General features: G+C 64.0%; 17 protein-coding genes. 6 read left to right on the forward strand and 11 right to left on the reverse strand.

Going from position 1 to position 21,513, the window contains the following annotated elements; genetic code table 11:
- Positions 1-25: 25 nt before the first annotated feature.
- Entirely contained in the window at positions 26-2,674 is a 2,649-nt protein-coding gene (ppc, locus tag ACFOEV_RS08750) for a phosphoenolpyruvate carboxylase (protein WP_386772921.1), read from the forward strand.
- 69 nt (positions 2,675-2,743) lie between these two features.
- Here the strand turns inward: ppc and ACFOEV_RS08755 are convergent, their stop codons facing one another.
- From ACFOEV_RS08755 to ACFOEV_RS08770, 4 genes are all read right to left on the reverse strand, one after another.
- Entirely contained in the window at positions 2,744-3,064 is a 321-nt protein-coding gene (locus ACFOEV_RS08755) for a hypothetical protein (RefSeq protein ID WP_386772923.1), read from the reverse strand.
- A gap of 124 nt (positions 3,065-3,188) precedes the next feature.
- Positions 3,189-4,928, reverse strand: a complete 1,740-nt coding sequence (locus tag ACFOEV_RS08760; RefSeq protein WP_386772925.1) for an ArnT family glycosyltransferase — start codon at positions 4,926-4,928, stop codon at positions 3,189-3,191.
- Positions 4,925-5,206, reverse strand: a complete 282-nt coding sequence (locus ACFOEV_RS08765; protein ID WP_386772927.1) for a lipid-A-disaccharide synthase N-terminal domain-containing protein — start codon at positions 5,204-5,206, stop codon at positions 4,925-4,927. The genes ACFOEV_RS08760 and ACFOEV_RS08765 overlap by 4 nt, the downstream gene beginning before the upstream one ends.
- Positions 5,203-5,961: a glycosyltransferase family 2 protein gene (locus ACFOEV_RS08770; RefSeq protein ID WP_386772929.1), complete on the reverse strand. Its 759-nt coding sequence runs from the start codon at positions 5,959-5,961 to the stop codon at positions 5,203-5,205. Before ACFOEV_RS08770 ends, ACFOEV_RS08765 begins: the two co-directional genes overlap by 4 nt.
- Positions 5,962-6,119: 158 nt before the next feature.
- On the opposite strand from ACFOEV_RS08770, the gene ACFOEV_RS08775 reads away from it, so the two are divergent.
- Together ACFOEV_RS08775 and ACFOEV_RS08780 are read left to right on the forward strand one after the other, a co-directional pair.
- Positions 6,120-6,782, forward strand: a complete 663-nt coding sequence (locus ACFOEV_RS08775) for a response regulator (RefSeq protein ID WP_386772931.1) — start codon at positions 6,120-6,122, stop codon at positions 6,780-6,782.
- Positions 6,779-8,200 carry an ATP-binding protein gene (locus ACFOEV_RS08780; protein WP_386772933.1) on the forward strand — a complete coding sequence of 474 codons (1,422 nt, stop codon included), beginning with the start codon at positions 6,779-6,781 and terminating at the stop codon, positions 8,198-8,200. Before ACFOEV_RS08775 ends, ACFOEV_RS08780 begins: the two co-directional genes overlap by 4 nt.
- Before the next feature lie 10 nt (positions 8,201-8,210).
- Here ACFOEV_RS08780 and ACFOEV_RS08785 read toward each other — a convergent pair whose 3' ends face one another.
- The 3 genes from ACFOEV_RS08785 to ACFOEV_RS08795 form a co-directional block, all read right to left on the reverse strand.
- Positions 8,211-8,870, reverse strand: coding sequence for a peroxiredoxin (locus ACFOEV_RS08785; RefSeq protein WP_386772935.1), 660 nt, complete (start codon positions 8,868-8,870; stop codon positions 8,211-8,213).
- A 125-nt stretch (positions 8,871-8,995) separates the two neighbouring features.
- Positions 8,996-9,583, reverse strand: a complete 588-nt coding sequence (locus ACFOEV_RS08790; RefSeq protein WP_386772937.1) for a DUF2231 domain-containing protein — start codon at positions 9,581-9,583, stop codon at positions 8,996-8,998.
- Entirely contained in the window at positions 9,580-11,067 is a 1,488-nt protein-coding gene (locus ACFOEV_RS08795) for an ethylbenzene dehydrogenase-related protein (RefSeq protein ID WP_386772939.1), read from the reverse strand. The genes ACFOEV_RS08790 and ACFOEV_RS08795 overlap by 4 nt, the downstream gene beginning before the upstream one ends.
- Before the next feature lie 101 nt (positions 11,068-11,168).
- Between ACFOEV_RS08795 and ACFOEV_RS08800 the strand changes: the two genes are divergently transcribed.
- Positions 11,169-12,059: a prenyltransferase gene (locus ACFOEV_RS08800; protein WP_386772941.1), complete on the forward strand. Its 891-nt coding sequence runs from the start codon at positions 11,169-11,171 to the stop codon at positions 12,057-12,059.
- On the opposite strand, the gene ACFOEV_RS08805 is transcribed toward ACFOEV_RS08800, so the two are convergent.
- The gene (locus ACFOEV_RS08805) at positions 12,016-12,924 is read right to left on the reverse strand and encodes a ketopantoate reductase family protein (RefSeq protein WP_386772943.1); all 909 of its coding nucleotides are present in this window, start codon (positions 12,922-12,924) and stop codon (positions 12,016-12,018) included. The genes ACFOEV_RS08800 and ACFOEV_RS08805 overlap by 44 nt on opposite strands.
- Positions 12,921-14,858 (reverse strand): DNA topoisomerase III, encoded by a 1,938-nt coding sequence (locus tag ACFOEV_RS08810; protein WP_386772945.1) that lies wholly within the window; start codon positions 14,856-14,858, stop codon positions 12,921-12,923. The genes ACFOEV_RS08805 and ACFOEV_RS08810 overlap by 4 nt, the downstream gene beginning before the upstream one ends.
- Before the next feature lie 97 nt (positions 14,859-14,955).
- Between ACFOEV_RS08810 and ACFOEV_RS08815 the strand changes: the two genes are divergently transcribed.
- The gene (locus ACFOEV_RS08815; RefSeq protein WP_386772947.1) at positions 14,956-16,203 is read left to right on the forward strand and encodes an ABC1 kinase family protein; all 1,248 of its coding nucleotides are present in this window, start codon (positions 14,956-14,958) and stop codon (positions 16,201-16,203) included.
- Between the two features lie 4 nt (positions 16,204-16,207).
- Here the strand turns inward: ACFOEV_RS08815 and ACFOEV_RS08820 are convergent, their stop codons facing one another.
- Positions 16,208-18,121: a hypothetical protein gene (locus ACFOEV_RS08820; protein WP_386772949.1), complete on the reverse strand. Its 1,914-nt coding sequence runs from the start codon at positions 18,119-18,121 to the stop codon at positions 16,208-16,210.
- A 144-nt stretch (positions 18,122-18,265) separates the two neighbouring features.
- On the opposite strand from ACFOEV_RS08820, the gene ACFOEV_RS08825 reads away from it, so the two are divergent.
- Positions 18,266-20,092: an SEC-C metal-binding domain-containing protein gene (locus tag ACFOEV_RS08825; protein WP_386772951.1), complete on the forward strand. Its 1,827-nt coding sequence runs from the start codon at positions 18,266-18,268 to the stop codon at positions 20,090-20,092.
- A gap of 36 nt (positions 20,093-20,128) precedes the next feature.
- Here the strand turns inward: ACFOEV_RS08825 and ACFOEV_RS08830 are convergent, their stop codons facing one another.
- Positions 20,129-21,490, reverse strand: a complete 1,362-nt coding sequence (locus tag ACFOEV_RS08830) for an AmpG family muropeptide MFS transporter (protein WP_386772953.1) — start codon at positions 21,488-21,490, stop codon at positions 20,129-20,131.
- Positions 21,491-21,513 lie beyond the last annotated feature (23 nt).

The following is a 21,513-nucleotide window of genomic DNA, read 5'->3' on the forward strand; positions in this document are numbered from 1 at the left end:
CCCGCGGTGCCGAAGGGGGAACCCCATGAGTCATGATTTGCATGAATCCCTGCGCGATAACGTGCGGGTGCTGGGCGACAGCCTCGGGCGAACCATCGCCGACGATCAGGGTGATGCCTTCGTCGACAAGATCGAGGCCATTCGCAGCTTCGCCAAGCGCGGGCGCCAGGGCGATCAGCAGGCGCGGCGCGAGCTGATCGAGTACCTGCGGCGGCTGCCTGACCGCGACCTGTTGCCGGTGACCCGTGCCTTCAACCAGTTCCTCAACCTGGCCAATATCGCCGAGCAGCACTATCGCGCACGTTTTCGGCGCGTCGAAGACTACAAGCCCGGTTCCCAGCCGGCACTCGACGAATTGCTGGCACGGGCGCAGGAAGCGGGACACCACCCGCGCAAACTGGTGGAAACGCTTGCCGGCATGCGTGTCGAACTGGTACTCACGGCGCATCCTACCGAAGTCATCCGCCGTACCCTGATCCAGAAGTACGACGCTATCGATGATTGCCTGACGGCCATCGAAGCGTCCTCCGACTATCCGGAGAAGGCCAGTCGCGCCCATGGTCGCCTGGAAGAGCTGATCAGCCAGGCCTGGCATACCGACGAGATTCGTCACGAGCGCCCGACACCGGTGGACGAGGCCAAATGGGGCTTTGCGGTGATCGAGAATTCGCTGTGGCAGGCAGTGCCGGATTTCCACCGCGATCTCGACTCCCTGCTACTGGAAACCGCTGGCGAACGCTTGCCGCTGGATGCCGCGCCGTTGCGTTTCGCCTCCTGGATGGGCGGCGATCGCGACGGTAATCCCAATGTCACCGCCAAGGTCACCCGTGAAGTGCTGCTGCTGGGACGCTGGATGGCTGCCGATCTCTACATGCGCGATCTCGAACAGTTGAAGGTCGAGCTGTCGATGTGGAAGGCCAACAGCGCGCTGCGGGCCGAGGTCGGGGACGAAGCCGAGCCCTACCGTGTGCTGCTCAAGCGCCTGGCGGCACGCGTCGAGGCAACCCGCGACTGGGCCAAGGCGTGTCTCGATGGTCGTCCTCACGAGGGAGGGGCGATCATCGAAAACCGCGATCAGCTCTATGCACCGCTGCTGGCCTGCTATCGGTCACTGTGCGACGTGGGTCTCGACACCATCGCCAATGGTGTGCTGCTGGATACCCTGCGTCGGGTGGCCGTGTTCGGCGTGACGCTGACCAAGCTCGACATTCGCCAGGAAGCCAGCCGGCATGCCCAGGTCTTCGAGGAGCTGACGGACTTTCTGGGGCTCGGCCACTATCGCGAATGGGATGAATCCCAGCGCCAGGACTTCCTGCTCGCCGAACTCGAGTCGCCACGGCCGCTGATCCCGCGCCGCTGGGAGTGTTCCACCGAGACCCGGGAGGTCATCGATACCTTCCGGGTCATCGCCCGCGAGCAACGCGAAGCGCTGGGAACCTACATCATCTCCATGGCCGCACAGCCATCCGATGTGCTGGCGGTGGCGTTGTTGATGAAGGAGGTGGGCGGCGACGTGCGCCTGCCTATCGCACCACTGTTCGAGACCCTGGACGACCTCAACCGTGCCGGCGACGTCATCGACCGCCTGCTGGCGCTGCCGGGGTATCGGCACCTGGCCGGCGACGTCCAGGAGGTGATGATCGGCTACTCGGATTCGGCCAAGGATGCCGGTCAACTGGCCGCCGCCTGGGCGCAGTACCGCGCGCAGGAAACCCTGGTGCAGGTGTGTGAGTCGCACGGCGTCGACCTGACCCTGTTCCATGGCCGCGGCGGTACCGTCGGTCGTGGTGGTGGGCCGGCACACGCGGCGATCCTGTCGCAACCCCCGGGCTCGGTGGACGGTAGCCTACGGGTCACCGAGCAGGGCGAGATGATCCGTTTCAAGTTCGGACAGCCGGATATTGCCCTGCGCTCCATGGAGATCTATACCTGTGCGGTGCTCGAGGCCACATTGCTGCCGCCGCCGGCTCCCGAGCCGGTGTGGCGCGAGGAGATGGACCGCCTGGCCGAGATCGCCCATCGTGGCTATGTCGGTGTGGTGCGCGAGAACCCGGATTTCGTCCCCTACTTTCGCGCGGTGACGCCGGAGGGGGCGCTGGGACGCCTGCCATTGGGGTCGCGTCCCACCAAGCGGCGTCAGGATGGTGGCGTGGAGACGCTGCGCGCCATTCCCTGGATCTTCGCCTGGACCCAGACTCGATTGATGTTGCCGGCCTGGCTGGGGAGCGGCGATGCCTTCATCACGCGCCTGGAGGAGGACGGTGGCCTGGAACGGTTGCGCGAAATGCGCGGCAGGTGGCCTTTCTTCGGCACCTACCTCGACATGCTGGAGATGCTGCTGGCCAAGGGCGACGTGGATATCACCGCCTATTACGAACATCGTCTGGTCGACGAGCCGAGTCTACAGGCCTTGGGCAAGGACCTGCGCGGTCGCTTCACACGTTTGCAGAGCGTGTTGCTCGAGATCCTCGATCAGCAGGAGCTGCTGGAAGAAACGCCCTTGATTCGTCAGGCGATCGAGGTTCGCAACCCCTATATCGATCCGCTGCACGGCCTCCAGGCCGAGCTGTTGCAGCGTAATCGCGATGCCGACGGTGCCATCAGCCCTGAACTATCGCGGGCACTGATGGTGACCATGGCGGGGATAGCCGCGGGGCTGCGCAACACCGGCTAGAAAGGCCAGCCGGGCCGGTGCCGTGTTGAAGGATTACTATGACGTGATGCCGCACCGACATGGCTATGTTCAGGCGAGGAGCAGCAATATTCCCAAGGTGGCCAGGGCCGCGGCGGAAAAAGTGCTTAGATCGCCTTCCAGGACGTCGGCGGGGCTCGTAGCGTCGAGCCAGGCCCAAGGGCTGTCGCGATGGGTAACGAGCCAGGCGGCACTGATGCCGGTGAGAGCGGCGACGCTCAACAGGGCACCGGTGCAGCTTCCCCCCAATTGGCTCAGCGGCCAGCCGAACGCCACGATCAGGATCGCCACGAGCGATGGCCGAGTGACCCCGGGAGAGGGGTGCCGTATGCCGGTCAGGTGTGAACGAAGAGGAGAGATGATAGCGATCATGGCGGAAGCCCGAAGGATTGGATTCCCACTCTACGGTCGCATTCTTAAGAAACGCTTACGCTCGTAAAAATGGTGAAGGAGTCCCTCGGCGCATGCCACGATGCCTTCAGTGCTTCTCGGAGGACTAGGTGGTGCCGACCTCCGTTTTCGTGAGACTGGTCGGGGCCACGAACAGCGGCGCGGCATCTGCGTCGCCACGGCAGTCGGCAACGGCCGTGGCGGGAATCAACCACCACTCTTCGCTATTCTGGAAACCAAGATCCCGGGCTTCGTCGAGTGCCACGCATTCCAGGGCGTCGCGGTGGTGCTGGTCGATGAGCATCCAGCGTACGTCGGGTGCTTGCTGCAGCCACGCGTAGGCACGTTCGAGCTGTGACTCGAGAGGGGTGTGATACCCGAAATGCACGCTCGGCTGGCGGCTCTGGAGCAGGAATTCCTCATCGAAAGCCGGGAGTGCCAGCCAGGCATCGGGCCCGGTGATCGCCGCCACGCGTTGCATCATGGCATTGGGAGATCGGGTCTCGTTCATTAGGCTATAGCCCCAGGTCGACCAGAGCCCCCAGAACACGGCAAACCATAGTGTCAACGCCAGCAGACCGCGACGTGGTTTGAGCCAACCGAGCAGTGCCATGGCGGCCACGCCCAGGGTGATCCACCAGGCCCAAGGCGATAGGTCATGCCGTTGGGCCAGCGCCTGCAAGGCCGGCAATCCCAGTTTGCCCAGCATGCCGGCGGCAAGTAGAACCCCTCCCAACAGCACCAACGTCACAGCCCCCAGGTGTTGCAAGCCGCGTCGTTGCCATAACCCTGGCAATAGCGGGGCCATGGCCAGTACCAGAAAAGGGATGGTGGGCAGCATGTAGACACCGCGCTTGCCCGGTGACAGGCTGAAGAAGACGATGATCAATCCCATGGCGCTCAGTGGCAGGATGATACGTGTGTCATGGCGTTTGAAACGTCGCCACCAGGCCGGGATCGCCCAAGGCAAAGCCAGTGTCAGCGGCATCCATGCCCAGGGCAGTACCTGGCTGAGGTAGTAGTACCAGGGCTTGACGTGGTGCCAGGCATCGGCATAGCGCTCGCCAGTCTGCTTGAACAGGATATTGTCACGATAGGCGGCGAGTGACGGGTCATCGCCGAGGCTGGTCATGACGATCATCGGCAGTCCCCATAGCGCGACCACTGCCAGTAGTATTCCGATGCCGGCGATCAGCTCGCGAAAGCGCAAAGAAGTGATCTGACCATCGCGTCCCAACCAGTACCAGGCGGGTAGCAGGGCCAGCGGCAGGAAACCGACTCCCTTGGTCAGAATCCCCAATCCCATCGCAGCCCAGCCTGCACACCACCAGCGCCATGCCGGACCCAGCAAGGCATGGCGCAGCAGACCATAGGCGCCCAGGGTGGTGAAGAAGGTCAGCAGCATGTCGATCTGCGCGGTCTTGGCCTGCAGGGTGAACTGTAGCGTGGTCAGTAGGGCGATACCTCCGAGCAACGCGATTCGGCGCCCATGCAAGCGGCGTAGCAGGTCCATCACCAGGGTGAGGGTGCCCAGCGCGGCGAGCAGCGACGGCAGCAGAAATCCCAGTCGCACGGAGCCGGTAAGGGCAATGCCCAAGGCTGTGACCCACATGAACAGTGGCGGCTTGTCAGGGTAGAGTTCTCCGCCACGATGCGGGAGCCAGAAGTTGCCGGTCTTGGGCATCTCGAGGGCATTGAGTGCGAAACGTGGCTCATCCGCGGGCCAGGGATCGCGCAGACCGATACCCAGTCCCAACACAAGCAGTGCTAAGAGTATCAACAGCCATGTGGCCAAGCGCTCATGACGACGCGTGAATGTCGGCAAGCAGGTAAGCGTGGCCATCATGCAGTGCTCTCCCGCCGGGGTGCTTCGCGACGGATCAGCATCAGGTTGCGCAGGTAGATGATCAGTCCCGCTCCCTGCCCCAGCACGAACACCGGGTCGCGGCGATACAGGGCGTAGGCCAGCAGGGTCGCTCCCCCAGCGAGGCTCAGGAACCAGAAGGCCAGTGGTATCACGCTGCGCCCCGCACGTTCGCTGGCCAACCATTGCACCAGGAAGCGTGCACTGAATAACGCTTGGCCGAGAAAGCCTATCGTCAGCCACAGCCCGCTCTGGCTCATACCTCCTCCTGTGAATGACGGAATATATCGTGGGTGGCTCCCAAGGGGACCGTCATGATCGGCAACCGCGAACGGCGGCATAGCCACATCACCCCGAACAGGTCGACCAGCCCCGCCCACAGGCGATCGTGCAGGCCGTAGTGGGAACGGCCGGTCCGTCGTGGTCGGTGATTGACCGGTAGAGACAGGCAGCGTCCGCCTTGGGATCGTACCAGGGCCGGCAGGAAACGATGCATATGATCGAAATAGGGCAGGGTGAGAAAGATGTCGCGACGCATGATCTTGAGGCCACAGCCGGTATCCGGTGTGGCATCGCCTAGTAGCGTGGCGCGTACCCCATTGGCGATGCGCGACGAAATGCGCTTGAGCCAGCTATCCCGCCGCAGGGTGCGGTGGCCGATGACTATCGCCACATCATTGTGTTGTGCCTGTCTTAGCAAGCGAGAGATATCGGCCGGGTCGTTTTGGCCGTCGGCATCCAACGTCGCCAGCCACGTGCCGCGAGCGCGGCGGGCCGCATGCCAGATCGACGTGCTCTGACCGGCACTCTCGGCATGTCGCAAGGCCATCAGCCGCGGATCGTCGGCGGCGCGTTCGCACAGCACGTTCCAGCTACGATCGCGGGAGCCGTCGTCGACCACCAGAACCTCATGGTCGAGTGTGCCCAGCGCCCGCTCGATCTCATCGAGCAGCGCGGTCAGGTTATCTGCTTCGTCCCGGGCTGGCACGATAACGGAGAGCAGAGGGGCAGACATACGCAATGACCTCGGTGGCGATTGGACTCGCTCAGCCTGGCGCGATTAGCTTAAGGTATCCTTATGCAACGTGCTGTCGGGCATGGCGACGAGGCATTAAGGAAACCTTAAGGCCCCGGGGTCGATGATGGCGGTCAGGAGTTGGATGAGGACCGACGATGCGAGTGTTGCTGGTGGAAGACGATCCGCTGCTTGGGGACGGCGTCAAGACCGCTCTCATACGTGCTGGCTATGCGGTGGACTGGTTGTCACGGGGCGTCGATGCCCTGGCGGCTTTGAAGACCGAGGATTTCTCGGTGGTAATACTCGATCTGGGCTTGCCCGATATCGACGGTTTGGAGGTGTTGGCCGAAATTCGTCGTCATAGTCGTTTGCCGGTGTTGATACTCACGGCCCGCGATGCCGTGGAGGAACGCATTCGCGGCTTGGACGCCGGTGCCGATGACTATGTCCTCAAGCCCTTCGACCTCCAGGAACTGCTGGCCCGCTTGCGGGTGGTGACGCGCCGTGCCGAAGGTCGTGCCTCCCAGGCGTTGATCCTTGGCGGGCTGGCGATCGACGAGGCCCAGCATCGGGTGAGCTGGCAGGGACAGGAGATCATCCTGGGACGGCGTGAATTCGCCTTGTTGCTGGAACTGGCGCGTTATCCCGACAAGGTGCTGCCACGCTCACGTCTGGAAAGCCTTCTCTACGGGTGGGGCGAGGAAGTGGAATCCAACGCCTTGGAGGTGCATGTGCACCACCTGCGTCGCAAGCTCGACAAGAAGCTGATCGCTACCGTGCGTGGGATTGGTTATCGCCTGGATAGTCGAGTGGCATGAGTTCCATCCGTCGTTACCTGACCTCGACATTGGCGCTGGTGCTGGTGGCTGCCGCCACACTGAGCCTGATCGCCGCCTATTTCACCACCCATCACGAGATGGAAGAGATCCTGGATGCGCAATTGAGCCTGCAAGGGCGCATCGTCTCGGCGTTGGTCGGTCCGGAGACACCGCGCGACACCTATGTCAGGATTGCCCGTCATCTGGACCAGCCAGGGCATCCGGCGCGTTGGTACGGTGATGAAGCGCCCGATGGCAACTCGTCTTTCGGCATGCGATACCACCATGAAGAGCGGATGCTGTCCGTCGGGGTCTGGAACGCCGATGGCAGCCCTTGGCTGCTGGGAGCCGAATGGAATGATGCCGGCCCTTTTCCGGGACCCGACAGGGAGGGCTACCGTTGGCAGGAGTACGACGGCCAGCGCTGGCGAGTGTTCAGTTTGCCGCTTAACGAGAGGCAGCGTTGGTTGAGCATCGGCCTGAGCGAAGATTTTCACGACGAACTGTCGCGCAAGGTGGCTCTGGCCGACCTCCTGCCCATGCTGATTGCCTTGCCGGTGTTGTTGGTGCTGATGGGAATGCTGATCCACCGTGGTCTCGGTCCTATTGCACGCCTGTCACAGCAGGTGAAAGGGCGAGGCGCCAGCGACCTTAGCCATATCGAACTCGAGGTTCCTCGTGAGCTGGTGGCTCTGCGGGATGTGTTCAACGATTTCATGGGGCGCCTCGGCGAGGCCCTGGATCGTGAGCGCCGTTTCACCGCCGATGCCGCCCATGAGTTACGCACACCGTTGGCAGCATTGAAGATCCATCTCGACAATGCCATGGCCGGTGAGCAGACCTCTCTGCGCAAGGCCTATGACGGTATCGAACGCTTACAGCGAGTCGTCGATCAGTTGCTGATTCTGGCGCGTCTCGACTCCCAGCAGCAGGCGGTGGCCGAACGTCTCGACTTGCGTGCCCTGGTGCTGGAACTGGCCGCGGAGCTATGGCCATTGGCTGAGGCCCATGCCCAGGAGCTGGAAGTCAGGGAGTCGTCACCGTTATGGATAGAGGGCGATGCCACCGAACTGGGGATACTGATCCGTAACCTGCTCGACAATGCACTGCGCTACACACCCGATGGTGGCCGAGTCGAAGTGGCACTTGGCCGTGACGGGAGTGACACATGGCTGAGTATCCGCGACAGTGGTACAGGAATTCCCGAGGAATTGCTCGACGTGGTGACAGAGAGGTTTCGACGTGTCGCCGATCAACAGGTCAGCGGAAGCGGCCTGGGACTGTCCATTGCCGTGGAGTTGGCCAAACGTCAGCAGGCACGGCTTACCCTGCGCAACTGTCAGGGAGGAGGGCTTGAAGCGCTGCTCGAGTGGGTGGAAAAAAAGGGCCCTGGCCGTGCCAGGGCCCCGCTTGCGTAGTCGGTCACCATCAGGACGGCTGTTTGACCGTACGCAGGTAAGGCTTCAGCGTGGTGAAGCCTTCGGGATACTTCTGCTTGGCTTCCTCGTCGCTGACCGACGGCGGAATGATGACGTCTTCACCTGGCTTCCAGTTCACCGGTGTGGCAAGGGTGTGCTTGGAGGTCAGCTGGACGGAATCCAGCAGGCGCAGCACCTCGTTGAAGTCACGACCGGTGGTCATGGGATAGACGAGCATCGCCTTGATCTTCTTGTCCGGCCCGATGACGAACACCGACCGCACGGTGGCATTGTCCGCCGGGGTACGTCCTTCCGCGGTTCCTTGGAGTTCGGCCGGCAGCATGTCGTAGAGTTTGGCGACCTCCAGCTTTTCGTCGCCGATCATCGGATAGTTGGGAGCCGCACCCTGCGTTTCCTCGATATCCTTCGACCAGGCGGTATGGTTGTCGACCGGGTCCACCGACAGGCCGACGATCTTGGTATTGCGCTTGTCGAACTCAGGCTTCAGCTTGGCCATGTAGCCCAGCTCGGTGGTGCAAACCGGGGTGAAGTCCTTGGGATGCGAAAAGAGAATGCACCAGCTATCACCAATCCATTCGTGGAAATTCAGGGTGCCCTCTGTCGTTTGCGCAGTGAAATCCGGAGCGGTATCACCGATTCTGAGACTCATTTGTGTGACTCCCTGTAAGTAGGTTGATGAAGCCGCAAGGTAACGGTTCCATTCGGGAATATCACCCTGCCGGCTGATTGAATATAGAGCATAAGCCCTGAGTCCGCAGTCAGGTCAAGAGCTTGTCAGGATATCGTGACACGGCTCTTGACCCGCTTGGGTGATCGAGACTGCCGAAACTCACGCACGCCCAGCCAGGCGCAGCCAAGACCGACCAACACCATCACGGCCAGCACCCAGTAAGGGACATAGAAGGTGGTATAGACATTCCATCCGAGGGCACCAACCAGTGCGGAAAAAGCGGTCGGGGCGCCTGCCAGGTGGCCGCCCAAGGTGCCGGTGATGGCGAAGAGCCCCCCACCGAGCAGAGCCAGGAATACCAGGGCCCAACGCCGGGAATCGATGAAGGCAGCGTCTCGTGCCTGCCACGCCAGCGCGGTGATCAGTGTCCACAGGCCCAGCGACCACAGCGCCATCAGGATATGGTTGCGGACCAACGGGCTGGCCAGGTTGGCCTCCATCGGCCATACCAGGAATCCGCTGACGATGGCGGCCAGTGCCGCGAGCAGGCTCAGGACCAGCACGGGTAGCAGGGCCGCCTGGGCGATCTCGGCCAGTCGCCCGCGGCTCAGTGCACCGACCAGGATCATCAGTGTGGCGAGAGCCCAGAATGCCTCCGGAAAATGGACGAGCATATGATGTATGCCGGTCATGAGCGGTCTCCTTTGCGGGTGGGGGAAAAGCTCGGCCATAGGCCGATCAGCACCCCGATCATTAACAATAGGCCGGCCGCCAGGGTCAGTTGCCACTGCCGAGTAATCGCGTCGTTGAACTCCATCTCTACCCCATAGTGAGCAAGCTGCTCCTCGCTATGGCGTGAGCGAACCGGCTTGCCGGCACCAATGTCGGAGGCGCCAGCATGTGCCTGGCCAATCAGCAACGGCCAGTTGACCTGCCCGGGATAGAACAGCGTGGTTTCGAACCAGTCCTGAGACCAGTCCGGGGCACTGCCGGAGAAGGCGACGGCCTGAATATCGGCAGCACGACCGAGTCCCAGGCTGTAGGGATGCGAGACATAGTGCCAACGGCTGCCGGAGGCATCGCGATGCACCGCGAAGCCCAGGTCGTAACGTCCCTGGTCACGGAACATCTTGTCATCGAGAGGATTGCCGGTGTCCCGGGCGCGGACCAGGGTCACGTCCCAATAGCCGTCTTCCCAGCGGGCGCCGCCGGGGACGTGGATGTCGCCCCGCGAGCCGGCTCCCTGGCGCAGTAGCCGACGCGGAATCACATCGCCTTCCTGCCAGTCATGATCGGCATCGAAGGGAACCGCGATGTCTTCGGCCAGATAGTAGATGCCGTCGAAGTCGACGCGCTCGGACTGCACGTCCTCCCAGCGCAGGGCATACATGCCGGTGGCTCCAGGATCGAACATCCATTGCGGCTGGCCGGTGTTGTCATCCCAGTTGGTGGTGAAGGGAGCTTGCCCGGCATCGCCGTGGCGGTGCTCGCCAACCCACTGGTCGTCGGACATGGCCACGGGGTTGGAGCGGCCCGCGCGCCAGTGCCACAGGTCGAGGAAATAGCCCGCTTCGCGCTGAGCACGAAGGGTGTCGGCATCGATCACACTGCGCCAATCGGCAACATCGTGACGGGTGGCCGGAAGGTGTTTCTGCACCTCCGTCTGGCCCAGTGTCTCGCCCAGATGCGGATGAGCGGCCACCTCGGCGGGGCTGGCCGAACCGGTAAAGAAGCGGGCATTGGCCCCCACGGTGATATAGCCGCCGTAACGGGAAAACTCGGGGACACTGCCGTCGTCGACGAGCATGGCCACCCGATCCTCATAGGTCCCAGCCGGGTCCGGTCCCACCCTCGAGGCGCCGTGACGTACCCACTGACCATCCGTATAGCGCAGCATGTCGTGATAGACATGCGCCTGCTCGGCTGGCCAGCGATAGCGGAAGAAGATGCGTTCCTCGTCGTAGGCGACCTTGACCTGCAGCGGCATGGTCAGTTCGGCGGGGATATGGATATTGCGCAAGGGATCGTTGTGGATCACCCCCTTGCCCTGAGTTACCCAGGCCAGTGCCACGGCGACTGCCAAGCCACCGAGGACTAGCGGAAGTCGTCGATTGCCTATCCCCATGCCGAGTGCCTCCATCGCCGCCGTGTTTTCGTCAGTGTGGAAGAGTCTCATGCACTCGGTCTTGATCTGGATCATGGGTGATGGAATAAGGGGAAGGAGATAATGACCCTCGGGGATAGGGCGCCGTTTGCCCATTGCAACCAGGGACGCTTATGTCGAGCATGGCAGTGGTGCGGGCGAGCCGGCCCAACTTTCTGATTCTGGCGCCGCTATGCGTCTGGTTGGGGATCGCGTTGGCCTGGCGACAGCCCGTCGAGGTGCAGGGGCTGGATATTGCCCTGGTCATGCTGGGAGCCCTGTTGGCGCATGCGGCCATCAATCTGCTCAATGAGTACCAGGATTTTCACTCGGGCCTCGACCTGATGACACGGCGTACGCCCTTCTCGGGTGGCAGCGGCGCCTTGCCCGAGGAACCCACTGCGGCGCCCCGGGTGCTGGCCACCGCAATTGCCATGCTGGCCGGCGTCGTCATGGTCGGGGGCTATTTCCTGTGGCTGCGCGGCCTGCCGATATCGATCGTCGGTCTCGGCGGATTGGCCCTGGTAGTTGGCTATACGCGCTGGATCACGCGCTCACCCTGGGCTTGCCTGCTGGCCCCGGGACTCGGCTTCGGGCCAGTCATGGTACTGGGCACCATGCTGGCGTTGGGCGGCTCCCCCGGCATGAGCGCCATACTGGTTGCACTCGTCGTGATGCTGCTGGTCAGCGAGTTGCTACTGATCAACCAGTTTCCGGATGTGGAGGCCGACCGCCGCGTGGGGCGTCGGCATGTGCCTGTCGTCCTGGGTATGGCGGCGGCAGCCAGGATCGTGGTCGCGTTGTTGCTGGGGGCCTATCTGCTGTTGGTGGCCGGGTGTGTGGCCGGCTTCCTGCCGCCGAGCGGTCTACTAGCGCTTCTGCCGTCGCCCATCGCCCTCTGGATCGCCTGGCGCTTGCCGCGAGTACTCGGCGACCGTAGCGGCTTGTCCCGTGTGCTCGGCGTCAATGTCGCCACGCTGCTTACGACCCTGGGGTTCTTGGGGGTTGGCCTGGGGTGGGGGTAAGGGCCGTCAGACAGGGGACCGTCAGCCCATGACGCCTGGCTGCGTCCAGTAGCGGCCCGAGGATGGCGTCGTGCTCGGTGGGGCGTCCGGTCAGGACGTCCTGCAGCATGGAAGCACGATTATCGGCGGTGCCTTCGATGACCTTCCACACCAGGCCGTGCCAGCCATCCAGCGGCTCGGGAATGCCTTCTCGGGCCATGATCATGGCCACTTCGGCGATGATCGTCTCGACCATGGGCCGGAAGGGGCGATCGCGCAACTGGCCGTTGCGGATTCGCCAGTGCGCCACCAGCGGATTGATGGCGGCGTTCACCGCCAGTTTGTGCCATAGCCGGATGCGGATATCGTCCACGGCGTGACAGGATAGGCCTGCCGCCGTCAGGGTCGCGGCCAGGCCGTCGGCCAGGTCGGCATAACGGCCCTCGAGGTGGCCGAGTGCCGTCTGGCCATGGCCGGCGTGCACCACGCCGGCATCGCCTTGGGTATAGGCGCCCTCGGTGGTGGTGGCACATAGCACCGGGCCCGACCAGCGTCGGGTGAGCATCTCCTGCACCCCATAACCGTTCTGCCACAATACCAGGGGTGTTGCGGGGTCAAGGCGATCGGCAATAGCGGCAAAGGCCGATTCCGCTGCATAGGCCTTGGTGGCCAGATGGACCACCAGGGGCGACGTCGGCGCAAGCTCCGTCGCCGTCAGGCTAGCGACGACCCGGGGCCGATGCTCGCCTTGGGGCGTGATCAAGGTCAGCTCGGTCGGTAACGGCCGGCGGCCGAGGAGCGTCACCGGGACCTGCCCGGCCAAGTGCATGGCCAGCAATCTGCCCAGGGCACCGGGGCCGACGATCAGTTGCCGCTGGCGATTCATGACGGCACCTTGCGGCGGCGAGTCCTCGGCTTGGCGTTTCCCGTCTGGCGGGGTCCGCTGCTGCGTTTGCGGCTGGTGGGGCGTGCCTTGCGGGCCGGGGCGTCGAGGCCCTGTGCCGTGGTGAGAGCCTGGCGCATGCGCTGGGTATCGGCGGCGTCGAGCAAGCCGCGCAGGTCGTCGATCAGACCGTCGAGAAAGGGGGATGGAGCGGCATCCTGCTCGGCGATGGCGGTCAGGCGCTGTTCCCACAGCGCCGTGCGTTCGGGACGGCTGGCCGCTTCCGGCAAGGCCTGGATCAAGGCGGCGCCGGTCCGGGTGGCGCGCAATGCGCTCTGCTGGCGCACCAGGTAGCCGCGTTCGAGTAGAGTCTCGATGATGCCGGCACGGGTGGCTTCGGTGCCCAGCCCGTCGGATTCGCGCAGGGTGCGCTTGACCTCGGCGTCCTCGACATAGCGGGCGATATTCATCATTGCCTTGATCAGGCTGGCGTCATTGAACGGCTCCGGTGGCCGGGTCTCGCGGTCTTCCACGCCCTGGTCGATGACGCTGGCCGACTCGCCCTCGCGCAGCGAGGGCAGCGGCGGGGCCTCGTCGCGGGTGGCGAACAGTGGCTTCCAGCCAGGGTCGAGGATCTCGCGACCCTGGGCACGAAAGTCCTCGCCGAGTATCTCGAAGCGTGCCTTGATTTCACGGAATTCCAGCGGCGGGTAGAACTGTGCCAGGACATTGCGCACGATCAGTCGGAAGACATTGGCCTCGCTGTTCGACAGCCGGCTCATGTCGGGTCGGGTGCCGGTGGGAGCCAGGGCGTGGTGAGCGCCGACCCGCTTGTCGTTCCAGGCCTTGGAGCGGCGCGAGAAGTCAGCGCCGCCCAGCCATCGGTCGAGGGTCTCGTCGCCGCGACAGGCACCGTGCAGGGCCTTCTGCGCCAGTGTCAGATGACCTTCGGGCAGGTAACGGCAATCGCTGCGCGGATAGGTGATCAGCTTGTGGCGTTCGTAGAGACTCTGGCAGGCGTCCAGTACCGCCTTGGCCGAGAGCTTGTAGCGTCGAGAGGCATCGACCTGCAACGCTGACAACGAGTAGGGCAGGGGCGCGGCTTGGCGCTTGTGCTGGGACTCTAGCCTTGCCAGTTGCCCGCTGGCACCCGGCAGGCGTGCGGCAAGTGCCGCAGCCGGGGGGCGCTCGAGCAGTCGGCCCTGATCGTCGAGTGGGTGGTGTTCGGCCGGGTGCCACCAGGCGCGCAGCTGGCCGTGCTCGACGGCGAGGTTCACCCACAGTACATGGAAGGGACGCGGCTGAAAGGCGGCAATCTCGGCGTCACGGCGTACCACCAGGCCCAGCACCGGGGTCTGTACGCGCCCCACGGACAGGACGCCATCATGGCCTGCCTGACGGCCGATCAATGTCCAGGCGCGCGACAGATTGATACCGTACAACCAGTCGGCCCGCGAGCGGGTCTCGGCGGCACGGTACAGTGACTGGTAGCGGGCGTTGTCGTCGAGATGTGCCAGGGCTTTCACCACCGCCGGACGGTTGAGGTCGCTGATCAGCAGGCGTGATACGGGGCCTTTCCACCCCAGGTAATGGATCACTTCCTGGACCAGCAACTGGCCTTCACGATCGGGGTCGCCGGCGTGCACCACCGTGGTCGCCTGCTTGAGCAGGCGGCGGATCGCCGCCAACTGCCCCCGGGCCTTGGGACGGGGTGTCAGACGCCATTGCCGGGGCAGGATGGGGAGATGGTCGAGGCGCCATTGCTTGAAGGCCGGGTCGTACGCATCCGGCGGTGCCTGTTCGAGTAGGTGGCCGAGACACCAGGTGACGCGTGTATCGCCCACGACGATGGCGCCGTCCTCGCGCTTGGCGGCACCGGGCAAGGCATCGGCGATGGCGCGTGCCAGGCTGGGCTTCTCGGCTATGATCAGGCGCATGGCGATTCTCGAATCGAAAAGTGGATATTCTTACAGTATCGTCGGCCGACAGCCAGGTGTACCCTGAGCTATATCCTGTATAGGAATTGTATTGATTATGCGTGAGCGTGGCAGAAGGCGACGTCTGCTGGGGCTAGGGGCACGTACCGGTGGCGCCATGATTCGCAGTCGTCTGGGCGGCCAGGCGGACTGGCGAACCCTGGGCGAAGCCCTGTTCGAGGGGTTGTCCGAGCTCAAGGGGCCGGCCATGAAGTTGGCCCAGTTCATGGCCCAGTGGGACGATTTGCTGCCGCCTGATCTCGCCGATGAGCTGGCGCGCCTGCAGTGCCAGGCGGAACCGATGCCCTGGCCGCGCATTCGCGAGGTGCTGGTGGCGCAATATGGTGAGCTGGACAGGCTGTTCACCGATATCGAGACGGCGCCTTTCGCCAGTGCTTCCATGGGGCAGGTGCATCGGGCGACGACGCGAGAGGGGGTGCGCGTCGTGCTCAAGGTGCAATATCCGGGACTGCCCGAAGTGCTGGAAAGCGACTTGGCCCAGGTACGGTACATGATGCGTCTGGGGCGCTGGCTCAAGGTGCCGCAGGTGCGCCTCGATGCGTTGTTCGAGGAACTGGCCCAAAGCCTGCGCGGTGAACTGGACTACCATGCCGAGGCGCGGGCGTTGGCCCGCTACCGCCGGCGCTATGCCGATCGCGACTGGCTGGTGATTCCCGAGCCCCTCGAGTCGTTATGCGGTCCGCATGTCCTGGCCATGCGCCATGTCGCCGGTACGCCACTGCGCGAGTTGGAGGTGGCGTCGGACGATCTGCGTCAGCGCCTGGCGATGCACTTGGCCGATTGGCTGACCGAGGAACTCTTTACCCATGGCGAGTTGCACGCCGACCCGCACGCCGGCAACTTCGCCAGTGATGCCGAGGGGCGGTTGATCGTCTATGACCTGGGGGCGGTGATCCCGGTGCCCCCGGCGCGCCTGAAAGCCATGCTCGCCCTCCTCGATGCCGCCTTGGACCAGGATCCGATGGCCATGGATACGGCCTTGCGTCGACTGGGTGGTCGCCAGGGGGAGGGGGCGCCATTGGCGCTGTATCGTGAATCGGCCGAGGCCATCGCCCCGCTGTTCGCATCCGGTCCCCAGGATTTCAGCGATGTGCGCGTCCATCGCCGCCTGCGTGAACTCAGTCCACGGGTGTGGGCGGCCATGGACCGCCTGCAACCCCCCGCCGACACCCTGCTATTGTCACGAACCCTGAACGGTCATTACTGGAACCTGGTACGTCTCGGAGCACGCCTGGACATGCACGAGCGCAGCCGGCCATTACTGAAATGGGCGCGCTCGGACTAGCCACTCAATGCTTGTCGAGGGCACGGCGTGCCTGGACCAGTGCCCGATACCAGTTGCGGGGCGGGGGGCCCACGGCCGGCGGCCGCTGACTCAGGTAGCTGATGTTGCGAGGGTCGCCTTGGGGATGCGTGGCGTGATAGTGGGAAAGCATACGTAGGGTGTTCTCACGCGCCCCGTAGTGCTGGGTGAGAAAGTCGATGGCCGCCGGCTCCAGCTCTACCTGATAGTGACGCACCAGCGCCAGGGCCAGTTGTTCGGCATTGCGCGATAGGTCCACCTCGATTTCCTTGACCATGGCCGCGCCCAGCGCCGCCTTGGCGGCTGCCGAGAGGTTGGGCTCGAGTTGGCCGAAGTCGGCGGCATTGGTGCTGTTGATGGCGCGTTGCACCTCGGGGCGCGACAGCTGGATATGCGGCTCCAGGGCCAGGGCGATCTCGATGGCCAGGCGCTTGGCGCTGTCGACACCGACACTCAGGCGCTGGGCGCGCTCGTCATGGAGGCGGTGGTTGCGCCGCTGCTCGATTCCCGCCCGCTCCAGGTGGTCGGCCAGGTGCTTGCAGACGCGTGCCTTGGCCTCATCGTCCAGGGTAATCACACGTTCGCGGATGCGCAGCCCGCGGCGGCCGGGGCCCAGGCGCAGGCGGGTATCGTTGTCGGCGAATTCGGCGCTTACCTTCTCCCAGCGTTCTAGCATCTTGAGCAACTGCGCATGTTGCCGTCCGACCTGTTCATAGGCACTCGAGACACTCTTGTAGAGGCGGATGGCGTTGGTCAGCAGGCCGGCCTTGTGACGCAACTGGCTACGTCGTTCGCGCTGGCCCTCGTCCACCGCCTGGGCCAGATGCTGGATCTGCTCGGCTAGGGCGTCCATGGCCTGTAACGAGCGGCTCAGCAAGGTTTCGGCACGCAGGCCCGAGGCGGCATCCTCGACCAGGGTGCCGGATTGTTCGGCGAGATAGGCGGTCAGGGCCTTGAGGCGTGAGAGCCCGGTGGCCTGGGCGATGCGGTGCCGTGCGCGTGCCTGCTCCAGGGCATCGAAGGCGCGGGCCAGTTTCCAGCGGCCGCGATATTCGAAGGTCAGCATGGGGATCCGGCGGCCGCTGATCAGCTCGAAGGCCAGGATCAGCATCTCCTCCACATCCTGCAGGGTCATCAGCAGGTCGTTGTCCTGCTCGATGGCGGCCAGCACGCGCTCGATGAAGTTGTCGTCGCGCGGTACCCCGTGGCGCAGGTCCGGGGCATGTCCTTCGAAGCGCTCGCGCAATAGCGCCGTGGCCTGAGGTGCCGCCTCGGCCAGCTCGGTGAACTGCGGCACGAGGGTGTCACCATACAGGGCGATCAGGTCGCGGATGCGGGCATGCAGACCCACGCGACGATAGACATCGATCTGGCCGATGATACGGGCGCTGTCGCGATCATCGAGCAACTCCAGCGCCGCCAGTTCCACTCCCTCCGGCGACAGATCCTGCTTGCGCAGCAACATGGCTGCGGCCTCGCGTCGACGGGCATCGCCTTCCAGGCTCTCGACGATCAGGTCGCGGGTCAGCAGCAGCAGTTCGGGCAGGGCCCTGATTACCCGCTCGATCTTGGCGGTGGTCTTCTCGGCCTTGCGTGTGCTGGTGAATTGATGCACCAGATTGGCGATGATCCCTGCGGCACCGGTGATCACCGTATAGGTGATGAAGAAGATGTAGTTCTCGGCCGAGGGGGCTCGCCCGTAACCCAGCAGGTAGCCTCCCCATGCCCCCAGCAGCGTGACAGGACCGGCAGTCCACAGGATCTGCATCAAATTGATCGACCAGGGAACCTTTTCCACCGCCTGGGTTATGCGGTTGATCTCGTCGCGTCCCTCGCGCTCCAGGCGTACCTGGGGCGTTTCATGGCTAGTGGGACGTGAGCGAAAAAAGGGGAAACGCAAGGCGGCAATCCTGTGGCGATCGGCATGAGGCAGGGCAAGTGGCGTGGCTCACCCTAGCATTGGCGATAGGGGCGTGCCATCGCGGATGAGCACCTGATGAGTGGCATGTTAGACTGAACGGATTTTCGAGCGGCGGAGATTGCGATGCTGGCGGCATGGGTGGAACAACTGCTGGGATTTGCCACTGAGGCATTGGAGGCGATTCGCGAAGACGAACACTATCCGTCCTTCATGGCCTGGACCCGCGAACATGGCAAGGCAGCACTGGGTGGCGATCTGGCGATGGCGCAGGCATTGGCACCGGAACTCTGGTCGCAGACACCGCTGGAGCGACTCGATTTCGCCTGTGAGCCACTGGCGCGTCCGGGGCGCAATGAACCTTGCTGGTGCGATTCGGGGCGCAAGACCAAGCACTGTTGTGGTGCCGTCAGTCTGCCGGGCCCGGTGCCGAGTCATCTGATGTGGATGATGTCGCTGCGCGACTGGAAGGGTGACACCCTCAAGGCGGCCCTCGCCAGTGGCCGGGCACCCGCCCAAGCCCTGCTCGAGGCCGGGCTGATCGCTGCTGAAAGTGGCCAGCGCGGGCGTGCCCAGCAGATCCTCGAGGCCTTGTTCGATCAAGGTGACTGGTCACGGCTGCCCGAACAGGCCGAACCGGCCTTCGAGCTGCTGATCGACCTGTATCAGGAGCGTGGCTTTCATCGCAAGCGGACGACCTTGCTCGACGAGGTGCTGGAGCGGGGGCCGCTGTTTCTGCGTGGTGTGGCGCTGGAACGGCTGTGCCTGATGTATCTGGACAGCGACGATCTGGCCAGTGCCCGTGAAGCCTTCGTGCGTGCTCAACAGGCGCTTCCCGACTCGCCGACCCTGGCCTATATCGAAGCCATGCTGCTGCTGCATGAGGGGAACACCGAGGAAGCCAGCGAACGGGCACGCTTCTGGTTTCGTCGACTGTCACGACAGGGAGACCTGGATGCCGACCAACTGGCCTTCCTGGCCGAGCTGGCCGATAACCCCGGCGCCACACTGGCCGAGCAGATGGTCAATTCCGAGGAAGACCTGGCCGAGCCGCTGGCGGCCTTGCAGGCACTGCTGGAGGCCTTGCCCACGGCGCCGCGACTGCACTTCGAGCGCAATGCCGCAGGGGAGCTCGAATACCACAGCACGGCTCGCGAGGACACGCTGTTTGCCGCCTGGCAGGAGTACTTCCAGGTGCTGGTGGATGAGGACTCGGCGCTGGGTTTCGAGGCCGATCCCTGGCCACATGCCAGTCAGTGGCTGGAAAAGCTCTGTGCGAATCCCGAATGGCTCGATTCACCCAAGGTCGTCCAGGCCCTGACGCTGGCGTTGACCAGCCGCTTCGGCAGCCTGCCATGGATGGCACCGAGCCTGTTCGAACCCCTGGCAATGCGCCTGGAACGCTGGCTGACGCAACTGGAAGGCGAGGGTAGCGGTTCCTTCGTGTGGGATACGGCCGACAATGCCGTGTTGCTGCGCACCGGCTTGGCGCTGGTCGTCGGTATGGAACGAGGCGCTCGCGAGCGCTCGCGCCATCTCGCCGAGCGCTTGCTCTCGCTCGACGACCAGGACAGCCTGGGGCTGCGCGAATTGGTCCTCGACCAGTTGCTGCGGGAAGGGCGCAACCAGCACGCCCTCGAGGTCAGTCAGCAGCCGATGGAAGCGCCGTTGCTAGGCGTGTTGATGGGGCGCGCGCTGGCGCTCTATCGCCTCGAACGTCAGGAAGAAGCGTTCGATGCCTTGCGCGAGGCGGTTGCTCTGAATTCCCACGCCATCGCCATGCTGTGCACTGACAACCCCCGGGCAGCGCCAGCGGTGTCGGACGAGGCTCCGGCGACGGGCAGCCGCGCCGAAGCCTGGCAATACCGTACGCTGATGCGTGACCAATGGGCCAAGACCCGTGGCGCCCTGGCCTGGCTCGAAGCGCAGCGCGAGCGGCTGTTCAAGCGCTAGGTGGATGGGCAGTGGGCTGGCACAGGACGCGTGTTGTCAGGTAGTGCGTGGCGCCGGCAACAGTTCACGGTCGCGACTGATCCACCAGGCCAGCAGAATGGCCGGGACCCCCAGTACCGAGGCCAGCACGAAGAAGGCCATATAACCTTCTGCCGCCACCACCATCCCGGAAAAGCCGCCGATGAACTTGCCGGGCAGGGTCATCAAGGATGAGAACAGCGCATACTGGGTGGCGGTATAGGCCCGTGAGGTCAGGCTGGAGAGGAAGGCGATGAATACCGTGCTGGCGAGACCGTTGGCCAGGTTGTCGCCGACGATGGTCATCACCAGCATGGGCAGATTGGCGCCATTGAGGGCCAAGGCCGCGAACAACAGGTTGGTGATCGCCACGATGATGGCGCCGAGCACCAGGATGGGGCCGATGCCATAGCGTGCCACCAGTAGCCCACCGAGAATTCCGCCGCTGATGCTCATGGCGATGCCGAAGACATTGGTGACATTGGCGATGGTGGCGAGTGAAAAGCCCAGATCGATATACAGCGGGTTGGCCATGGCGGCCATGGCCAGGTCGCTGATCCGGAACACGGCGATGAACAGCAGCAGCCACAGGGCCTTGCGCCGGTGGCGGGTGAAGAAATCGGTGAAGGGACAGATGATCGCGCCGGTGGTCCAGGCGCCCAGGCGTCTCAGAAAACGTGGCTTGCCTCGGCTGGCGCGCAGGAAGGCGCGCACCTTGGGTTCATGAACCAATTGTATGGACAGCGACGAGCGTTTGGGTTCCGGACGCAACAGTACGGTGATCACGCCGACTCCCACCAGCATCGCCATGCTCAGGTAGGCCGCCTCCCAGGATATCAGCGAGGCGACATAGAGGGCGCCGGCACCGGCGGCCAGCAACCCGCCGCGATAGCCGATGATATAGGTCGAGGCCATGGCGGCCTGGACATCGTCGGGGGCCGACTCGATACGAAAGGCATCGATGGCGATGTCCTGGGTGGCCGACCCGAAGGCCACCAGCAGGGAGAAGACGGCGACCAGCCTGAGGTTCTGTTGGGGGTCGAGGCTGGCCAGGACCACCAGGCCAGTGGCGATCATGCCTTGGGCCACCAGCATCCAGCCGCGTCGTTGCCCGAAGAGTCGCGTCACAATGGGCAGGGCCAGGCGGTCGACCACCGGTGCCCAGAAGAACTTGATCGAATACAGGATGCCGATCCACGAGAAGAAGCCGATCGCCGCGATCTCCACGCCATCGCTGCGCAACCAGGCCGAGAGTGTCGAGAACACCAGCAGAAACGGTAGCCCTGCGGAGAACCCCAGAAACAGCATGGTGATGACCGGGGCACGCAGGTACACGGCCACCGCGTCGCGCCAACTGCGACGCGCGATGGGGGAGGTCATTGCAGGGCTCCTGACGGGGGCAT

The sequence above is a fragment of the Litchfieldella rifensis genome, from assembly GCF_042646605.1.
GTDB lineage: Bacteria > Pseudomonadota > Gammaproteobacteria > Pseudomonadales > Halomonadaceae > Litchfieldella > Litchfieldella rifensis.